We start from the raw sequence: 17,203 nt of genomic DNA, 5'->3' as shown, positions 1-17,203 counted from the left end.
TACGCCGCTAACGGTTAAGAAATTCAAGCTGATGGCGCGACAAGGCTCTGGGGGCCTGGGATGTCGTCAGATAGGTCTGGCCGAGCGTCATCGCGGTGCCGGTATCGGAATCCATGATGATCATGTGCACGAAGAGCGACATGTTCTCCTCGATCTCCTGCGGATTGCCGGCAACAAACATCTCATGCTCCATCCAGGAAGGGGAGAAGCGGGCACCGAGCGAATAGCCGCAGGCATTCAGCCGGTGGCGGGCAAGGCCGCGCTCGTCCATGATCTTGGCGTGCATGTCGAAGACGTCGCCAAAGGTGTGGCCGGGTTTCAGCACGGTTTCGATCGCCTGGATGGTTTCGAGGCAGGCGCTGAAGAGCTCGCGGTGGCGATGGCTGGGGTCGCCGATGACGACCGTTCGCATCATTGCGGCATGGTAATGGGCATAGGTGCCGGCCCATTCGAGGGTGAGCTGGTCGTTGGCGTCAAGCTTGCGGCGACCGGCGGTGTAGCGGCAGAGCAGGGCCTCCGGCCCGGAGCCGACAATGAATTCATTGGCGGGATAATCGCCGCCGCCGGAAAAGATCGTGCCCTGCATGGCGGCCAGGATATCGGCTTCGTCGGCACCCGGTTCGATCAGCGCAAGAGATGCATCCAAGGCATCGTCGGCGAGGGCGGCGGCGCGCTCGATATAGGCGATTTCCGTCGGGCTTTTGATAAGACGCAGGCGCCCGACGAGATAGGAGGCGTCGGCGATCTGGCCGAAGGTGGCGATCTGGCTGTCGAGTAGGCGGGCAACGCGGCCGGTCATGCCGTGCGTGTCATATTCGACACCGATGCGGGCGCCGAGCAGATCGAGCTCGACCAGCAATTCCTTGAGATCAACGGTCGGATCGGCGTTGACGCGATCGACCCAGATGCGAATGTCGGAAATGATCGAGGTCAGTTGCGCCTGGCGAAGATCGGCTGAGCGGGTCAAAAGCACCATCGTGCCGTCCGACTTGACCACCAGCGTCTGGAAGAAGCAGTAGCCGAAAGTATCGTAGCCCGTCAGCCAGTACATGCTCTCCTGCGCGAAGAGCAGCATGGCGTCTAGCTTTTCCTCCTGCATTTTTGCGAGGAGACGGGCCAGGCGGGCGTCGAATTCGCCGCGTTCGAAATGCAGGGCCATTTTAGGAGGTCTCCTCGATGGCAATGGCGGAAATCTGCCGGCCATAATCCGGCTCCTTCGCATGCGTGGTGCGGCGATAGGAGAAGAAGCGGTCGGCATCGGGATAGGTGCAGAGAGCGAGGCTTTCGGCGGTGACGCCAGCCTTGCGCAGGCGGTCGACCGTCAGCGCCGGCAGGTCGAACATCGCGTGACCGGTCTTTTCGGATGGAATGAAGTATTTGGTGTAGCCCGGGTTGTAAGCGGTAAAGCGATCGACGAATTCCGGGCCGACTTCATAGCTTGCCTGGCTGATCGAGGGGCCAAGGCAGGCCGTGATCGTCTCGCGCTTGGCGCCGAGCGCGACCATCGCCTCGATGGTGTTCTCCAGCACGCCGGTCAAGGCGCCTTTCCAGCCGGCATGGGCAGCACCGATCACCCGGTTTTCGGGATCGGCGAAGAGGATCGGGCCGCAATCGGCGGCGAGCACGCCAAGCACCACCCCCGGCGTCGCCGTCACTATTGCGTCGGCCTGCGGGCGATTGCCGTCGTAATTGACACCGACGGTGATCACGTCGGGTGAATGGACCTGATGGACTGTCGCAAGCCGCTCCAGGGGCAGGCCGAACCAGCCGGCAACGCGGCGGCGGTTTTCCTCCACATGCGCGCGGTCGTCATGAGAGCCGAGACCGACGTTCAAGCCGCGATAGAGGCCCTCCGAAACGCCGCCCTCGCGGGTGAAATAGCCGTGGCGGATACCGGCGCTTTTGGCGGCGCTCAGCAGCGTGCTTTCGATCGGAGTCGGCAATACTGCGTGTCCTTTGATGGGTTCTTTGGCGTGGATCGTGATGAATAACGCATCTGTGGCGAAGCGGTTCGATTTGGCCGGGATGTTGGCCCAGCCATGCGCGCTCTGTCAATCCGCTGGCTCTAGCAGTCTTTTTCAGCGTGCAGGGCGAAAGGGCTGGAGATCGATCGACGGGCTTGAGACGGCCAGCACCTTGAAGAGTTCGCCCATCTTGCCTTCGCCGGCGCCGGCAAGCCGTTCGACGGCGGCACGAATGCCGTCCTGCGTTACCGCATCGCGATCGCGGCCAAGGGCCGATGCCCGCTCCAACAGCCCGAGCCCGAGGAGAAAATCGCCCTGATGACAGCATCCGTTGATTTGCAGGCCGGAAGCGGCGGCCGTCTGGGCCAGATGCTGGAAATCGACATGGCTGGTGAGATCCGCTTCACCGGGATGCTCCAGCGGTGGATCGTATTCATGCATACGCACGGCCTGCAGCGTGTCGCCGAAGCCGGTCGCCATATGTCCGTAGTCAATGGCAAGCGCGGTGCCGCCATGTGCGGCGATCCGGTCGCAGATCGTCGTCATTACCGCCTGTCGGGCAGGGGCGATCTCGAAGATGGTACCGATGGGCGGTAGCTGCCCGTCTGGAAGGAATGCCGGGTCGAGGCCGGCGACGCCGACCGCGAAGGTCAGCTCGTCATCGGCGTCAAGCCCGACCGTGCGCTCGCGAAACCCGTTCATGGTGCGGACGAACTGGCGGATGGGAATGGCGTCGAAGAGCTCGTTGGCAGCAAGCAGGGTGAAACCTGCCGGCACGTCATTGAAGTCGGAATGCCAGGAAACCTTGTCGCCATGGTCGGCAAGCGTCTGCCGCTGAAACTCCTGCAGCCGATCGCTGGTTTCGACCAGGTGTACGTTCATGGCGTCATAGAGCGGTGGCGCGAGCTTGCTGATGACGCGCAGCATGTCGGCCATCATCGTGCCGCGACCAGGGCCGATTTCCACCAGGTGGATATCGCTCGGCGAGCCGTGGCGCTGCCAGGCATGCACCATGAAGATGCCGATCATCTCGCCGAAGAGCTGGCTGATCTCGGGCGCGGTGACGAAATCGCCGACGCTGCCGAAGGGTTCGCGCGTCTTGTAGTAGCCGTGTTGCGGATCGGCGAGACAGAGCGAGAAATAATCGGTGATGCTGACCGGTCCGTTCGCACGGATAATGGCTTTGATTTTTTCGCCGAGCGGGGTCGTCATCATTTGGTCTCGCTAGAGCATGATTCCGAAAAATATAAGGCAGTTTTCGGAAGGATCACGCGATATTTCACCCAGAGATCAAGCCGTCTGCCTGGCGGCGGCGTGGCGGGCGCGAATGACTGCCCACAGGCCGATCGCGACCATCGGCAGGGACAGCACCATACCCATGGTCAGCCAGCTGGTACCGAGGAGATAGCCGAGCTGCTCGTCTGGCTGGCGGAAGAATTCAACGAAGATGCGCGAGAAGGCATAGCCGATGACGAAAACGCCGCTGATGACGCCCGGTTTCTTCAGTGCCAAGGCCCAACGCGTCAAGATGAAGAGGACGATGAAGAGAACAATGCCCTCAATGCCGGCTTCGTAGAGCTGGCTCGGATGGCGCGGATCGGGGCCGGCCGGGCAGATGCCTTCATGGGCGGCAATGATGTGCGGGCTGCAGAAGACCATGGCCCAGGGGACATCGCTGGCTCGGCCCCAGAGCTCGCCATTGACGAAATTGGCGATGCGGCCGAAGAAAAGGCCGATCGGGGCAACGGCGGCGACGATATCGAACAGGCTCCAGACCGGGATCTTGCTGCGATTGGCGAACAGAATCATGGCGATGGTGGTGCCGATCAATCCACCATGGAAAGACATGCCGCCCTTCCAGATCTGGATGGCGCGGATCGGATTGGCGATCACCTTGTCGAGATCGTAGAACAGGATGTAGCCGATGCGGCCGCCGAGAACGATGCCAAGTGCCACCCAGAGGATGAAATCGTCCAGATGCTGGCGCGTCATCGGCGCAGTGTCGTTCACCCAGAGCTTGCCGTTGTCGACCAGCCGTCGCGCATAGAGCCAGCCGAGCAGGATGCCCGCGACATAGGCGAGGCCGTACCAATGGACATCAAGGGGGCCGAGCGAAAAGGCGATCGGATCGATATCGGGAAAAGGCAGGATGGCGGCGAGGTTGGCGGATGTCAGCAAGATTGTCAGATCCGTTAGAGCATGGTTCGCAAAATTGCGATGCGATTCTTGGACAAGAGCATGCTAAATCCAATGTGGCCGGAAGATGGCGTTCGGTATTGAAACGGTCAAGTCGATTTTCGGAAGTCTTTCGTCATGGGCCGGCTTGTCCCGCTCAATCTCAATTTGCTTGCATCGGCCCCTCGGAAATCTTACCTCAGCACTATCCGGCCCCTATATGATGCCATCCGTTTTCGGGGTCGACGGCCGCAAGGAGACTACAATGAGCACTGGACCGAACCGTATCATGGACGAATTCGCCAAGTTGATGACCGATGCCGCCGGTGCGGCCCAGGGCGTGCGCCGCGAGATCGAGACGGCTTTCAACGCACATGCCGAACGCTGGCTGAACAGCCTCGATATCGTCAAGCGCGAGGAGTTCGAAGCCGTTCGCGAAATGGCGATCAAGGCGCGTGACGAGAACGAGGTGCTGCTCGCCAGAATCGAGGCGCTGGAAGCGCGTCTTTCCTCGAAAAGCAAGTAACGGCAATCAATTTTGCTAGAAAAAGGCGCGGCGACTGGCTTTCGCGCCTTTTTCCTCTAAAATTTTCGGTGATTTATCCACCTGTGGACACTGGCAAAAAAGCCAATCGCCAGAGTCAGTTATGACTCCCTTCTGAATAGACATCGGAAGAGCTTTCCACAGCGCCCTTGCCCAAAATCTCCCTTCAGGGGCTGGCATGCCGGGCATGCCGTTATACACTGATTTTAAATGATGATTCGAAACGGACTTGGTAAGCTCCGGGCAGGGTGGATGCGTTAGTCTGGCAGCCGTTCAACATCATCCCGAAGATGTTTCCGGAGTAAAACAGTTTGCGTTCTCTCAATGTTGAAGCACGCGAAAGCTGCATTCGTTCCGGTCAAGAAGGTGCTGCATGAGCCTTATGGAAATAGAAGTCGAACGCCAGTCAAATCCGGTCGATATGATCGAGTTCGTGGCCGCCAATAACGACTGGTCGTTTGAGCGGTCGGGCGAAGACGAAATCGCCATGACCGTCGAAGGTAAATGGACGGACTATCATGTATCCTTCTCTTGGATGGAGGAGTTCGAGGCGCTGCATATCGCCTGCGCCTTCGACATCAAGGTTCCGGATATCCGCGCCAACGAAGTCATCAAGCTTCTGTCCTGTGTCAACGGGCAGGTGCTGATGGGGCACTTCGACCTGTGGCGGCAGGAGGATATCGTCATCTTCCGGCAGTCGCTGCTGCTTTCCGGCGGCGCCGAGCCGACCAACCGGCAGGTGGAAGTGCTACTGTCCAACGCTCTTGACACCTGCGAGGCCTACTATCAGGCTTTCCAGTTCGTCGTATGGTCGGGCCTTGACGCAAATCGCGCCATGGAAGCCGTGCTGTTCGAAACCGTGGGTGAATGCTGATATGACGACCGGGGCATCCTCAAGCGCTCTCGCATCGTCCGGTGCCATCATCCTGATCGGCGCCGGCAATATGGGCGGCGCGATGCTGACGGGCTGGCTGAAAAACGGTGTGCCGGGTTCCTCGGTGATCGTGGTCGATCCGAATCCGTCCGAGACGATGCTGAAGCTGATTGCCGATGCCGGCGCAGGCCATGTGACTGGTGTTCCCGCCGGTGTCACTGCGGGCGTTCTCTTCATTGCCGTCAAGCCGCAGGTGATGGATGCCGTACTTCCGCCGTTCAAGGAAACGGTAGGTCCAGATACGGTGGTGGTGTCGATTGCTGCCGGCAAGACGCTTGCTTCCCTCGAAAAGAGCCTGGGGAAGGCGGCGATGGTGCGTGCCATGCCGAATACCCCGGCCATGGTTGGTCGCGGCGTCACCGGTGCCTTTGCCAATGCTGAGGTCGGCAAGAGCCAGCGGCAATTGGTGCATGATCTTCTGAAGGTGTCCGGTCCGGTCGAATGGGTGCCGGAAGAGGCCGATATCGATGCCGTAACGGCGGTGTCCGGCAGCGGGCCGGCTTATGTTTTTTATCTCGTCGAGTGCATGGCGGAAGCGGGCCGGAAGCTTGGCCTGCAGGCGGACCTCGCCATGCGGCTCGCACGGGAAACTGTCGCGGGGGCTGGTGAATTGTTGCATCAGTCCCCCGATGACGCTTCGCGGCTGCGCCAGAACGTGACGTCTCCCGGCGGCACGACAGCGGCGGCCCTTTCCGTTCTGATGGCCGAAGGCGGCATGCAGCCGCTGTTCGACGAGGCGCTGGAAGCGGCGCGCAAGCGCGCGCAGGAACTGGCTGGCTAAATTTCCACGACCAAGAGGGTACGCGTATGGCGGAAGAGATCACCTATGGCGATTTCGAGCGGGTGGATATCCGCGTCGGGACGATCATCGAGGCAGAGGCTTTTCCGGAAGCACGCAAGCCTGCCTACAAGCTGAGGATCGATTTCGGACCGGAGATCGGCATCAAGCGCTCCTCGGCGCAGATTACGGTGCACTACACGCTGGAGAGCCTTATCGGCCGCCAGATCCTCGCCGTCGTCAATTTCCCGCCGCGCCAGATCGGCCCCGTCCGCTCCGAAGTGCTGACCCTCGGCTTCGAGGATGAAAATGGTGCCATCGTGCTTGCGGCCGTGACGCAGCCGGTGCCAAACGGCAAGAAGATGATGTGATACTTGCCTTCTCCCCTTGGGCGAAGGTCTTTTAGTGAATATCCCGCGATAGCGGTTCCGTCAGGCTGAAATCCAGAAACTCTGCTTCAAATCCTTCGCGCTGCGGTGAGCAGAAGGCGGGGCCGACGGAGACCTCTTCCAGGGTCGGATCGAACCAGGCGAGACGGGCCATGCGCCACTCACCCATCCTGTCGGTGCGGTACTGGATGAAGAGTGCGTCGCCGTTGCGTGTCACCCGCACAGACATGGCATCGAATTCGTGCTCGAGCTGGAAGGCGGACCAGTCGGAATTGCCGTTGGTGACCACGACGCTGAAATGCCGGGCGCCGTCGGTATATTCGATCCCGCATTTCATCCAGTGCGTAGCGTCATGGCGGACCATCAGGCCGGCCTGGTCGTAGAGTTCGCGATATTGCCCGATGAAGGTGATTTCGGCGGTAAAGTCGCCTCGACGCGGCCGGCCGAGGAAATGGCCGTTGTCGCGGTGAAAGCCGTAATAGGTTCCCTGCCAGAAGTCGGTCTTGTCGCCGGAGCGGACGAGCATACGTCCCTGGTTCATTTCCCAGACGGGCGGCGCGTTCAGCCAATGCATGTCGTTGATGTCGATCGGCATGTGCGTCCCTCTAAGCAGGAATGCGGATGGTGGCGCGCAGGCCGCCGAGGGGGCTGTCGCCGAGCGTGACATTGCCGCCATGGCTGCGGGCGATATCGCGGGCAATCGCCAGGCCGAGGCCGGTACCGGAATTGTCGAGATTGCGCGCCTCGTCCAGCCGGAAGAACGGTTTGAACACGTCTTCGCGCGCATTGACGGGAATGCCGGGGCCATCGTCGTCGAAAATGACCGTCAGCCATTTGGCGCTGTGCTTGGCGTCGACGCGCAGCGTCTGGGCATAGCGGCGCGCATTGGAGGCAAGGTTCGTCACCAGCCGCGCGAAGGCATTCGGACGGACGGAGATTTCATCGTCGCCGTCGATCGAGTAGGTCATGGATTTGCCGTGGAGAGAGAAATCCTGTTCGACCTTGTCGAGGATATCGCTGAGATGGAGCGTGCCGACATCCTCTTCCGCCTCGCCGCGGGCGAAGGCCATATAGCCCTCCAGCATGCTTTGCATGTCCTCGACATCTTCGCTGAGGCCGACGAGATCGGGATTTTCGCCGACGAGGGCGAGCTGCAGCTTGAAGCGGGTGAGCACGGTGCGCAGGTCATGGCTGACGCCGGAGAGCATCGCCGTGCGTTGCTCGATCTGCCGTTCGATGCGCTCGCGCATCAGGATGAAGGCGAGGCCGGCACGGCGAACTTCATCAGCGCCACGCGGCGAATAATTCTCCAGCCGCTGGCCCTTGCCGAAACTTTCGGCGGCTTGCGCCAGCGCCAGGATCGGCCGGATCTGGCCGCGTAGGAACAGAACCGCGATGCCGATCAGTACCAGTGAGGTGCCGACCATCCAGAGAATGAAGATGTGAGTGTTCGAGGCATAGGTCTGGCTGCGCTTGGCAAAGACGCGCAGCACCTTGTCCGGCAGCTTGACGCGGATTTCGACAAGGCTGGAATTGCCGAGTGTGTCGACCCAGAACGGCAGGTTGATCTGTTCGTGGATTTCATCGCTGAGGATGCTGTCGAGAATCGAGAAGAACGGCTTTTCGCGCGGCGGCGGCAGCTCACCACCCGGTTCGATCGAGATGGTGAGATCGAGCTTTTGCCGGGCTATCTGTGTGACGGCCGAATAGTCGGCATCCTGCGGATAGGTTTCGATGATCGCGATGATGGCGGCGATGTCGCGTGTGGTTGCCATCGACAGGCGCTGCGTCACCATCTGCCAGTGGCGCTCCATGAAGACGACGGTGACGACTGCCTGCAGGATGATCATCGGCAGGATGAAGATCAGCAGCGAACGCGCATAGATACCAGTCGGCAGACGTCGACGCAGCCAGCGTGACAGCCAACGCATGCCGTTGGACGGCGGGTGGTCCTGATCGCGCCTGATCGAGTCGAATGTCACCATCGCCGCTGGCCCCTGAGACTTGATATCAATCTATGCTCAGGCGGTAGCCGATGCCACGCACCGTCTGCAGCCAGATGGGATTGGCCGGATCGTCCTCGATCTTGCGGCGCAGGCGGTTGATCTGCACGTCGATCGTGCGCTCGCCGACTTCGGCATCGCTGCCGATCAACTCGTGGCGCGGAATGGTGTCGCCGGCGCGCTTGGCGAAGAGCAGCATGATTTCCTGCTCCCGGTCGGTCAGGCGGATGAGTTCCGATGCCCTCTTCAGCTCCTTGCGGGTCAGCGAGAAGGTATAGGGGCCGAACATCACCTGTTCTATCTTCGGCGCATCGGCCGGGGCATTGCGGCGGAGGATATTGTTGATGCGCAGCACCAGTTCGCGCGGGTCGAAAGGCTTCGGCAGATAATCGTCGGCGCCAGCTTCCAATCCGGCGATACGCGCATCGGCTTCGGCAAGGGCGGTCAGCATGATGATCGGGATGTTCTTGATGGCGCGGAGGCTTGACGTCAGCACGATCCCGGACTCGCCGGGCATCATGACGTCCATGATGATCAGGTCGAAATCCAGCCCCTCGAGCTTGCGACGGGCCTCGGCGCCTTCGGCGGCGACTGTCACCCGGAAACCCTTTTCCATGAGATAGCGATTGAGAAGGGCGCGGATACGCGTATCGTCATCCACGACCAGGAGATGTGCCGCATCATCGGAAATTGCTGTCTTTGTCGTCATTCAATCCGTCTCGATCTTGTTTTATCTATTTGATTGAGATGATCTTATCCCAAACCCGCTTCGCGGTTCTCCGGTTCGAGATCATGTCTTAGTCCTGCATTCCCCTCAGGAACCGTTTGACGCTTTCGCGCGTCGCGTCGGACGCGCCTTCGAATGCCCGTTCAATACGGCGTGATTGCGGCTCCGCCAGCGCCAGCGCCAAATCGCGGCCGGCCTGCGTCGGATACAGCTTACGCTGGCGACGATCCTCAGGCCCGGCCACCTGACGAATATAACCCGAATCGATCAATTGTTTGAGAACCCGCGCCAAACTCTGTTTGGTGATCTTCAATGTTTCCAAAAGGTCCGCAACCGTCATGCCGGGTTCGCGGTTAACGAAATGAACGACACGGTGATGCGCGCGCCCGAATCCGCTCTTGTCCAGGATCTGGTCAGGATCGGATACGAAGTCGCGATAGGCGAAGAAAAGCAGCTCGATGATTTCGAAATCGATGATCCCGACATTCTGCATCGGCGCTGCCAGTAGCTCCGGTTTCGCCGCTTTTTGGTTCACCTGCCGTGTCACCTTGGCATTTCCTTTCCTGTTTTGGGGCAATGGGGAAACTTACGCAAAAATATGTCAGCTTTATTGACGTATTTTTGCGTCACTGCAAGTTTCTCCAACCTTTTGCAGCCCGGACGGATAGCCATAAGTGGAAACTAGACCGGGCTTGGCAAAACTCCAACAGGTCTCATGTTCTCCCACGTAGTTTGTGGAGAAAAGGCTGTCGGAATAACAACCGACGGTCATGGGCGCAGATGCGACAGTTTTTTTGGGGATTTATCGTAGCGAGATAACGAAAGTGATCGACGTAAGCATCGCAGCCGGTAGCAGAAACCGGGCATTGTCGCGTCGCGCCGACAGCAATCCGTGAAAGCCTAACAAGCGGCCATATAAGGATGGCTGCCCGACTGCCGCCGCTGTCGGGCAAAATCGCAGAACACTCAAGGAAAGCCGGATGCGGTTTCTCCCCGCCCGGCTTTCCTTGATCTGATACTTTCGTCTTACTTACGGCCGAGCACTGCGCCGACGATTGCCGAGAGTATGCCGCCAGCGACCAGCGAGGAGAGGCCCTGTGCGATATAGCCGGTCAAGGCTTCGCTGCCGATCAGGTTGAGAATGAGGCCGCCGCCGAGACCGCCGACAGCGCCGGCAATCGTCCTTGCGACGAGATTGATCCCTTCCTGCTTCAAAACGGCGCTGGCCCCGTTGCCGCCGATAGCGCCGGCAACCAGTTGCGTGATGATAGGCCCTAAACTTTCCATGATCAGCCTTCTCCCATTGTACCGGAAGCCATTTCCGGATGCCGTCGCGCCGCGCCCCGGATCGAGCCTTGGGAGTGGCGATAATCCTCATTTATATAAGAATTACATCATGCATCGGCTGGTGGAAATAGAAAGGCAACTCAAGCGGGAGAAATTAGCAATAATTCGGGGGAAAAGTCACATTGGAGGGGAGGCGGCCATGCGGCCGCCCGTGATTTCGACGTATTGACGCCGCCGCAAGACGAATCAGCGATCGGTATAGGCGATGCAGCACGTATCCGGATTGCTGCCGGAATCCAGCGCGCTGCCCTTGCTGCCCCGGCATTTTCAGGGCAAGGGGCTGTTTTGCCCGGTGTTTGTGATTATACCGGCAGAATGGACATTCAACAGACGAGGCGCTTTATGGGCATGCTCCAGGCCGGCATCATTCCGGTGACCCCTTTCGAACAGAATTGCACGATCTTGTTCGACCCGGAGACGAATGAAGGGGTCGTGGTCGATCCCGGCGGCGATGTCGATCTCATCCTGCAGACGGTTCGTGAGAACAACATCACGCTGAAGGCGATCTGGCTGACGCATGGCCATATCGACCACGCCGGCGGCGCGGACGAAGTTCGCGAAGCACTCGGGCTGGAAGTGATTGGCCCGCATGAGGATGATCTGCCGCTGTTGCAGGATATCGAGGCCAAGGGCGAGATGTTCAATATCGAGGGCGTGCGCAACGTCGTGCCGGATCGCTTTCTTAAGGATGGCGACAAGGTATCTTTCGGCGAGCACGAATTCGAGGTCTTCCATTGCCCCGGCCATGCGCCAGGCCATGTCATCTATGTCAACAGGAAGCAGAAATTCGCCCATCTCGGCGATGTGCTGTTTCACGGCTCGATCGGCCGCACCGATCTGCCGGGCGGCAATCATCAGCAGCTGCTGGACTCGATCCGTGACAAGGTGTTTCCGCTGGGCGATGATGTCGGCTTCATCTGCGGCCATGGCCCGGGCGGCCAGATCGGCGAGGAGCGCCGGACCAACCCCTTCCTGCGCGGGCTCTAGGACAAAAAAAGCGCCGCGGGAGGCGGCGCTTCGTTTTGTAGCATTGGCCGATATGTCGATCAGTTGCAGAAGTGACGCATGCCGTCATAGCCGACATAGGTGCCGCTGCGGCCATCGAAGCTTCTGTAGCGATCGTAGCAATAGCGCATCCATTGCGACGACCAGGGACGCAGGCCGGCGGTCGGCGGAGCGTAATAGCTGACATCGCGCTCGACATAGACGCGGCGCGGCGGCGCGCGATAGTAATAGGGCGGGGGCGGTGCGTCGTAGTCGGGATCGACATAGACCGGGCCGGGCTCGACATAACGTGGCTGGCTGGCGATGGCGGAGCCGACAATCAGGCCGGTGGCGAGGCCCGCGGCGCCGCCCAGTACCCAACCGTCGCGGTGATGCCAGCGATCGTCGGCCGAAGCCGCTGACATGGAGGTCAGCGTCAGGGTTGCAGCCATGGCGGACATGAGAAGGGTTTTGCCGAGCATGTTCATTCGTCTATCCTCTGAACGGGAGCGGTAGAACCGTCGTTCCCAATCTTGCATTGGGGGATAAACTAGGCACGGCAAGCTGAATGCAGACTGAATGACAAAACCCGGCATCTCTGCCGGGCCTCAACTCGAATGATAGCCGTCAGGCTTTTCAGCCGGCAATCTGGAGATTGACGGCCTTCGGTCCCTTGCCGCGGCGATCCGGTTCCGTGTCGAAGCTTACCTTCTGGTTTTCCGACAATCCTGCCAGACCAGAAGCCTGTACTGCGGAAATGTGTACAAAGATGTCAGCGCCACCCTTGTCCGGTTTGATGAAACCGAAGCCCTTATCGGTATTAAAAAACTTTACAGTGCCAGTCTCGGCCATGCGTCAGGTCCTTTTCTCTCTGCCCACCATCCACACGGGCAGCATTGCTGTATTGCCCTTGCGGGCGCTCGCAGGCAGTTCTCGCAATTTGAAGGAAAAGGTCCCCTATACCTCGGCGTGGCCACGAAACGATATCCGCGTATCATTTCTCGACCAGGCTGACCGGAATATTAGCGTTCCCGGCGCGCACTTTCTTAAGGACTTCCCATGCTTTAAAAATGCCCGAACACCGTTGAGAGTGCTGTGTTTATCGGGAATTGGCAAGTAAAAGTTTTTAATGTCCTAAAAGGGGCGTATTGCCGTAATGCGCGTGTGCTAAGGCGATTCGCAAATTTTCCCTCACGGGAAATGGATTTCCAAGGTTTTTGTATCGTTTGCGATATAAGTTAGGCGAAATTTTCCCAAATGACGGCCTCGAAATACGTCTTTCCGGTCATTTAAAAAAATCTAACGGAAGCGATCCGGCACAGCCATAACGGGCATTTCCAATGGCCTTTTATGCGGCGACGCTGCGCCGCCGCGCGAGTTCAGGCACCAATTCGACCGCAAGTATTGCGGTGAACATCAGGGCGCAGCCGGCATAGCCGAGCGGCCCCATGGTTTCGCCGAGCAGCAGTGCGCCAAGCGAAGCGCCGAACAACGCCTCTGAAGAGAGGATGATCGCCGCTTGCGGGGCGCTGGTATAGCGCTGGCCGATAACCTGCAGCGCGAATGCAAGCCCGGACGAGAATATCCCGAGATAGAGGATTTCGCCGAGCGCCGCCCCGATGGCGGCAAGGCTGATGGGCTCGACCAGTGCGGCGACTACGAGGGCAAAGACAGCGGCGACGGCGAATTGCGTGGCGGAAATGGCGAGCGGTCGGCCGGTTTCGCGGACCGACGAGCCGGCGAGTGTGATTTGTACAGCCCAGAAGACGGCGCAGACTACGGTCAGGAAATCGCCTGGGGTGAGCTGGGAAAAGGAGCCGCCGGACAGCAGATAGATACCGCTCAGCGCCGTCAACGCTGCCGGCCAGATGATCCAGTGCGGCTGCCGGCGCAGAAAGACGACAGCGATCAGCGGCACGAAGACGACATAGAGGCCGGTGATGAAGCTGGAATTGGTGACGGTGGTCGTCAAGAGCCCGAGTTGTTGCGTTGCCGCGCCGCCGAAAAGCGCGACGCCAGTGAGGACGAAGAAGAGCCAGTTGTGGCGCGTGAGCGGTTTTTCGGCCTTGCGCTTTTCTTTCCAGACGAAGGGCAGAACGACGATAGTGGCGACGGCAAAACGCAGGCTTATGAACCAGAGCGGCCCGATCGCCTTCATCGCTGTCGACTGCGCGACGAAGCCGCTGCCCCAGATCGCGGCAGCCAGCAACAATACCAAATTCGCCTGTATGCGAGTCATCGACAACCTGTGGGAGAGGGAAGCAAAGGAAGGAAGATGATGCTGCGTTAGCAGCTGCTTTTTCCCGGGGCAAGGGTGAAAGGCTGATCGCTAACGGCAAATCCCGTCGCTAGTTCGTTGCTCTCGAAACACGCAGCAATGCGCCGTCATCTTCATCAGTGGTGATCAGCAGCGCCCCATCCGGTGCGACGACGATATCGCGTAGCCGGCCGAAATCGCCTTCGAACAAGCGTTCTTGCTCGACCACCTTGCCGGTGCCGTCGCGATCGAGGCGCGAGAGAAGCTCGAATTTCAGCGCCGTGACTAGAAGGTCGCCGTCCCATTCCGGAAACATCTTGCCGCGATAGACGGCAATGGCGCCGGGTGCGATCGAGGGATCCCAATAGAAGATCGGCTGTTCCATTCCTTCTTTGGCCGTACCGACCCCGATCTTGGTGCCGGAATAATTGCGTCCATAGGAAATGACCGGCCAGCCGTAATTTTTGCCCGCTTCCGGCGTGTTGATCTCGTCGCCGCCTCTCGCCCCATGTTCGGCCGTATAGAGCTTGCCGTCGCTGGTATCGAAGGTGACGCCCTGGGGATTGCGGTGGCCCTTGGACCAGATCTCCGGTTGGGCCTTGGCGCCGTCCTTGAAGGGATTGTCGGCGGGAATGCTGCCATCGGCCTTGATGTGGATGATCGAGCCGGCGTCGTCGTGGAAATCCTGGGCGCGATCCTGCTCGCCACGGTCGCCGAGGCCGACGAACAGGCTGCCATCCCCGGCGATAGCGATACGCGCGCCGTATTGGATATTGCCGCGTGACAGCTTGTTCATCAGGAAAATGCGCTTCACCTCTGTCAGCTGCCGCTCGTCCGGTGACAGAATGGCGCGGAAGACCGCCGTACCGCTGCCGCCGTCCTCGGAAATGGATGCGGTGAAGAAGATCGTGCGGTTGCTGGTGAATTTCGGATCGACGGCGACGTCGAGCAACCCTCCCTGGCCACGGGCATGGACTTCCGGCACCCCGGCAATCGGCTCCGACGCCTTGCCGTTGCGGATGATACGCATGTTCCCCGGTCGTTCCGTCACGAGATAGGCGCCGTCCGGCAGCGCTTCCACGGCCCAGGGGTGGTCGAGGCCACTTGCGATGGTCTCGACCTTGACGGCGACTTTCTGTGTGTTGACGATCTTCACCGGATCGGCGACGGCGGCGCTTGCCGCCAGTATGGCAGACGCCACAAGGGCAACGGAAAATCCCGCTTTGTGAAAACGCATCGATCCATTTCCTCCGTGGTAAGGATAGCTTACGCAACGTGGGGTAGGCGGATCGCGGTTCAAGCGCGCTACGGTGTCGATAACGTCATTGTGTCCGTCGAGCCGGTGTCGCCCGCGGTTTTCGGCATCTGAGATATGTTGGATCGACCCACCTGTGATGGCACCATCGTCCAAAACATGGGTTTTCCACGCGTTGCGGTCAACGGCTACACGATAAAGGTGTGCAATACGTATCTCGGTCAGGCCGGATTGGATGCCGAAGGAATATCGCGATGTTAATTCATGGCGGTTGAGATATATGCTGATATGGCTGATTTTAATGAAGTATTTCGAGTGAATTGAGGGATTGAATCAGGTCCTTCATAAAATGATTCATCCGCCGAGCGGCTTTTACGTCTATCCGTCTTCTTTCTTTGTTTCACTCAAGGCGTGTAGGGGCGCTCCTTTTGGGAGAATGGAAGGCCTATGGTGGCCCAACAATGACGTGTGGCGCGCTGTCTACGCGCGCGCGAAATAACGTCACGGTGACGCCTTTCCACTTGAAACAGCGGCCCACATTCGACATAGAGCTTAGCGCAGAAATCTGGTCCACAGGCTTTCTGCCCATTTCAACCGAATAGGACCGATCATCATGGCCTTTCTTGCCGACGCCCTTTCCCGTGTAAAGCCTTCTGCCACCATCGCCGTTTCCCAGAAAGCGCGCGAGCTGAAAGCAAAAGGACGCGACGTGATCGGCCTCGGCGCCGGCGAGCCTGATTTCGATACGCCGGACAATATCAAGGCGGCCGCCATCGACGCGATCAATCGCGGCGAGACGAAGTACACGCCGGTTGCCGGCATTCCCGAACTGCGCAAGGCGATCGCCGCCAAGTTCAAGCGCGAGAACAATCTCGACTACGCCCCCGAGCAGACTATCGTCGGCACGGGCGGCAAGCAGATCCTGTTCAACGCTTTCATGGCAACGCTGAACCCCGGCGATGAAGTCATCATCCCGACGCCTTACTGGGTGTCCTACCCGGAAATGGTGGCGCTGTGCGGCGGCACCCCGGTTTTCGTCGAGACGACACAGGCCAACGGCTTCAAGCTTCAACCGGCTGATCTCGAAAAGGCGATCACGCCGAAGACCAAGTGGTTCATGTTCAACTCGCCGTCGAACCCGTCGGGCGCTGCCTATACGCATGCTGAGCTGAAGGCGCTGACGGACGTGCTGGTCAAGCATCCGCATGTCTGGATCCTGACCGACGACATGTACGAGCACCTGACCTACGGCGACTTCAAATTCGCGACGCCCGTCGAAGTCGAGCCGAGCCTCTATGACCGTACGCTGACGATGAACGGCGTTTCGAAGGCCTATGCCATGACCGGCTGGCGTATCGGCTATGCTGCCGGCCCGCTGGTGCTCATCAAGGCAATGGACATGATCCAGGGTCAGCAGACCTCGGGCGCGACGTCGATCGCGCAGTGGGCTGCCGTCGAGGCGCTGAACGGTCCGCAGGATTTCATCCCGCAGAACAAGAAGATCTTCGAAGGCCGCCGCGACCTCGTCGTGTCGATGCTGAACCAGGCAAAGGGCATTTCCTGCCCGGTTCCGGAAGGCGCCTTCTATGTCTATCCGTCCTGCGCCGGCCTGATCGGCAAGACGGCTCCGACCGGCAAGGTCATCGAGACGGATGAGGACTTCGTATCGGAACTGCTGGAATCGGAAGGCGTGGCCGTCGTCCACGGCTCCGCTTTCGGCCTTGGCCCGAACTTCCGCATCTCCTACGCGACCTCGGAAGAGCTTCTCGAGGAAGCTTGCCGCCGCATCCAGCGCTTCTGCGGCGCTTGCAAGTAAGCAAGTAGTCAAGCGAATTAAAGGAGCCCG

Annotated in this window: 19 protein-coding genes; 6 read left to right on the top strand and 13 right to left on the bottom strand. The window is 59.6% G+C overall.

Going from position 1 to position 17,203, the window contains the following annotated elements:
- Positions 1 to 7 precede the first annotated feature (7 nt).
- From AC1RO0_RS04445 to lgt, 4 genes are all read right to left on the bottom strand, one after another.
- A complete protein-coding gene (locus AC1RO0_RS04445; protein WP_498591711.1) occupies positions 8 to 1,159 on the bottom strand; it encodes a M24 family metallopeptidase in 1,152 nt (383 codons plus the stop codon).
- Between the two features lies 1 nt (position 1,160).
- Positions 1,161 to 1,943 carry a peptidoglycan editing factor PgeF gene (pgeF, locus tag AC1RO0_RS04440; protein ID WP_498591710.1) on the bottom strand — a complete coding sequence of 261 codons (783 nt, stop codon included), beginning with the start codon at positions 1,941 to 1,943 and terminating at the stop codon, positions 1,161 to 1,163.
- Positions 1,944 to 2,078: 135 nt separating this feature from the next.
- Positions 2,079 to 3,176 carry a class I SAM-dependent methyltransferase gene (locus AC1RO0_RS04435; protein WP_498592378.1) on the bottom strand — a complete coding sequence of 366 codons (1,098 nt, stop codon included), beginning with the start codon at positions 3,174 to 3,176 and terminating at the stop codon, positions 2,079 to 2,081.
- A gap of 78 nt (positions 3,177 to 3,254) precedes the next feature.
- On the bottom strand, positions 3,255 to 4,142 hold the full coding sequence (gene lgt / locus AC1RO0_RS04430) for a prolipoprotein diacylglyceryl transferase (protein ID WP_498591709.1): 888 nt from the start codon (positions 4,140 to 4,142) through the stop codon (positions 3,255 to 3,257).
- Positions 4,143 to 4,404: 262 nt separating this feature from the next.
- On the opposite strand from lgt, the gene AC1RO0_RS04425 reads away from it, so the two are divergent.
- The 4 genes from AC1RO0_RS04425 (at position 4,405) to AC1RO0_RS04410 (ending at position 6,766) form a co-directional block, all read left to right on the top strand.
- On the top strand, positions 4,405 to 4,665 hold the full coding sequence (locus AC1RO0_RS04425; protein WP_498591708.1) for an accessory factor UbiK family protein: 261 nt from the start codon (positions 4,405 to 4,407) through the stop codon (positions 4,663 to 4,665).
- Between the two features lie 391 nt (positions 4,666 to 5,056).
- Positions 5,057 to 5,557, top strand: a complete 501-nt coding sequence (locus AC1RO0_RS04420; RefSeq protein WP_007701517.1) for a type III secretion system chaperone family protein — start codon at positions 5,057 to 5,059, stop codon at positions 5,555 to 5,557.
- A 1-nt stretch (position 5,558) separates the two neighbouring features.
- Positions 5,559 to 6,398, top strand: a complete 840-nt coding sequence (proC, locus tag AC1RO0_RS04415; protein ID WP_498591707.1) for a pyrroline-5-carboxylate reductase — start codon at positions 5,559 to 5,561, stop codon at positions 6,396 to 6,398.
- A 26-nt stretch (positions 6,399 to 6,424) separates the two neighbouring features.
- Positions 6,425 to 6,766, top strand: coding sequence for a tRNA-binding protein (locus tag AC1RO0_RS04410; protein ID WP_174161297.1), 342 nt, complete (start codon positions 6,425 to 6,427; stop codon positions 6,764 to 6,766).
- Positions 6,767 to 6,797: 31 nt separating this feature from the next.
- On the opposite strand, the gene AC1RO0_RS04405 is transcribed toward AC1RO0_RS04410, so the two are convergent.
- The 5 genes from AC1RO0_RS04405 to AC1RO0_RS04385 form a co-directional block, all read right to left on the bottom strand.
- On the bottom strand, positions 6,798 to 7,379 hold the full coding sequence (locus AC1RO0_RS04405) for a DUF1349 domain-containing protein (RefSeq protein ID WP_498591706.1): 582 nt from the start codon (positions 7,377 to 7,379) through the stop codon (positions 6,798 to 6,800).
- A 10-nt stretch (positions 7,380 to 7,389) separates the two neighbouring features.
- Positions 7,390 to 8,769, bottom strand: coding sequence for an ATP-binding protein (locus AC1RO0_RS04400; RefSeq protein ID WP_498591705.1), 1,380 nt, complete (start codon positions 8,767 to 8,769; stop codon positions 7,390 to 7,392).
- A gap of 25 nt (positions 8,770 to 8,794) precedes the next feature.
- Positions 8,795 to 9,496 carry a response regulator gene (locus AC1RO0_RS04395; protein ID WP_498591704.1) on the bottom strand — a complete coding sequence of 234 codons (702 nt, stop codon included), beginning with the start codon at positions 9,494 to 9,496 and terminating at the stop codon, positions 8,795 to 8,797.
- Between the two features lie 88 nt (positions 9,497 to 9,584).
- Complete coding sequence (locus AC1RO0_RS04390; RefSeq protein ID WP_153510366.1) at positions 9,585 to 10,007, bottom strand: MarR family winged helix-turn-helix transcriptional regulator; 423 nt, start codon at positions 10,005 to 10,007, stop codon at positions 9,585 to 9,587.
- 533 nt (positions 10,008 to 10,540) lie between these two features.
- Positions 10,541 to 10,801 carry a hypothetical protein gene (locus tag AC1RO0_RS04385; RefSeq protein WP_007701529.1) on the bottom strand — a complete coding sequence of 87 codons (261 nt, stop codon included), beginning with the start codon at positions 10,799 to 10,801 and terminating at the stop codon, positions 10,541 to 10,543.
- Positions 10,802 to 11,209: 408 nt separating this feature from the next.
- Between AC1RO0_RS04385 and AC1RO0_RS04380 the strand changes: the two genes are divergently transcribed.
- Positions 11,210 to 11,848: an MBL fold metallo-hydrolase gene (locus tag AC1RO0_RS04380; RefSeq protein WP_498592377.1), complete on the top strand. Its 639-nt coding sequence runs from the start codon at positions 11,210 to 11,212 to the stop codon at positions 11,846 to 11,848.
- A 59-nt stretch (positions 11,849 to 11,907) separates the two neighbouring features.
- Here AC1RO0_RS04380 and AC1RO0_RS04375 read toward each other — a convergent pair whose 3' ends face one another.
- From AC1RO0_RS04375 to AC1RO0_RS04360, 4 genes are all read right to left on the bottom strand, one after another.
- Positions 11,908 to 12,333 carry a BA14K family protein gene (locus AC1RO0_RS04375; protein WP_498591703.1) on the bottom strand — a complete coding sequence of 142 codons (426 nt, stop codon included), beginning with the start codon at positions 12,331 to 12,333 and terminating at the stop codon, positions 11,908 to 11,910.
- Between the two features lie 148 nt (positions 12,334 to 12,481).
- A complete protein-coding gene (locus AC1RO0_RS04370) occupies positions 12,482 to 12,697 on the bottom strand; it encodes a cold-shock protein (protein ID WP_004116423.1) in 216 nt (71 codons plus the stop codon).
- 496 nt (positions 12,698 to 13,193) lie between these two features.
- Positions 13,194 to 14,084 carry a DMT family transporter gene (locus tag AC1RO0_RS04365; protein WP_498591702.1) on the bottom strand — a complete coding sequence of 297 codons (891 nt, stop codon included), beginning with the start codon at positions 14,082 to 14,084 and terminating at the stop codon, positions 13,194 to 13,196.
- Positions 14,085 to 14,193: 109 nt separating this feature from the next.
- Positions 14,194 to 15,339, bottom strand: a complete 1,146-nt coding sequence (locus AC1RO0_RS04360) for a PQQ-dependent sugar dehydrogenase (protein WP_498591701.1) — start codon at positions 15,337 to 15,339, stop codon at positions 14,194 to 14,196.
- A 631-nt stretch (positions 15,340 to 15,970) separates the two neighbouring features.
- Here AC1RO0_RS04360 and AC1RO0_RS04355 point away from each other — a divergent pair.
- On the top strand, positions 15,971 to 17,173 hold the full coding sequence (locus AC1RO0_RS04355) for a pyridoxal phosphate-dependent aminotransferase (RefSeq protein WP_498591700.1): 1,203 nt from the start codon (positions 15,971 to 15,973) through the stop codon (positions 17,171 to 17,173).
- Positions 17,174 to 17,203: the final 30 nt, after the last annotated feature.

It is taken from the genome of Rhizobium sp. GW821-FHT14E12 (assembly GCF_058803745.1).
Note: the sequence above shows the minus strand (reverse complement) of the source record. Positions and strands in the feature narration are given on the sequence as shown.

What these genes read in the sequence shown, in the direction of transcription:
- AC1RO0_RS04410 (WP_174161297.1), top strand. Translation starts at nt 6,425, where the DNA reads ATGGCGGAAGAGATCACCTATGGCGATTTCGAGCGGGTGGATATCCGC.
- AC1RO0_RS04360 (WP_498591701.1), bottom strand. Translation starts at nt 15,339, where the DNA reads ATGCGTTTTCACAAAGCGGGATTTTCCGTTGCCCTTGTGGCGTCTGCC.
- AC1RO0_RS04445 (WP_498591711.1), bottom strand. Translation starts at nt 1,159, where the DNA reads ATGGCCCTGCATTTCGAACGCGGCGAATTCGACGCCCGCCTGGCCCGT.
- proC (WP_498591707.1), top strand. Translation starts at nt 5,559, where the DNA reads ATGACGACCGGGGCATCCTCAAGCGCTCTCGCATCGTCCGGTGCCATC.
- AC1RO0_RS04405 (WP_498591706.1), bottom strand. Translation starts at nt 7,379, where the DNA reads ATGCCGATCGACATCAACGACATGCATTGGCTGAACGCGCCGCCCGTC.
- AC1RO0_RS04395 (WP_498591704.1), bottom strand. Translation starts at nt 9,496, where the DNA reads ATGACGACAAAGACAGCAATTTCCGATGATGCGGCACATCTCCTGGTC.
- AC1RO0_RS04385 (WP_007701529.1), bottom strand. Translation starts at nt 10,801, where the DNA reads ATGGAAAGTTTAGGGCCTATCATCACGCAACTGGTTGCCGGCGCTATC.
- AC1RO0_RS04365 (WP_498591702.1), bottom strand. Translation starts at nt 14,084, where the DNA reads ATGACTCGCATACAGGCGAATTTGGTATTGTTGCTGGCTGCCGCGATC.
- AC1RO0_RS04370 (WP_004116423.1), bottom strand. Translation starts at nt 12,697, where the DNA reads ATGGCCGAGACTGGCACTGTAAAGTTTTTTAATACCGATAAGGGCTTC.
- AC1RO0_RS04400 (WP_498591705.1), bottom strand. Translation starts at nt 8,769, where the DNA reads ATGGTGACATTCGACTCGATCAGGCGCGATCAGGACCACCCGCCGTCC.
- AC1RO0_RS04380 (WP_498592377.1), top strand. Translation starts at nt 11,210, where the DNA reads ATGCTCCAGGCCGGCATCATTCCGGTGACCCCTTTCGAACAGAATTGC.
- AC1RO0_RS04425 (WP_498591708.1), top strand. Translation starts at nt 4,405, where the DNA reads ATGAGCACTGGACCGAACCGTATCATGGACGAATTCGCCAAGTTGATG.
- AC1RO0_RS04420 (WP_007701517.1), top strand. Translation starts at nt 5,057, where the DNA reads ATGAGCCTTATGGAAATAGAAGTCGAACGCCAGTCAAATCCGGTCGAT.
- AC1RO0_RS04390 (WP_153510366.1), bottom strand. Translation starts at nt 10,007, where the DNA reads ATGCAGAATGTCGGGATCATCGATTTCGAAATCATCGAGCTGCTTTTC.
- AC1RO0_RS04435 (WP_498592378.1), bottom strand. Translation starts at nt 3,176, where the DNA reads ATGACGACCCCGCTCGGCGAAAAAATCAAAGCCATTATCCGTGCGAAC.
- AC1RO0_RS04375 (WP_498591703.1), bottom strand. Translation starts at nt 12,333, where the DNA reads ATGAACATGCTCGGCAAAACCCTTCTCATGTCCGCCATGGCTGCAACC.
- AC1RO0_RS04355 (WP_498591700.1), top strand. Translation starts at nt 15,971, where the DNA reads ATGGCCTTTCTTGCCGACGCCCTTTCCCGTGTAAAGCCTTCTGCCACC.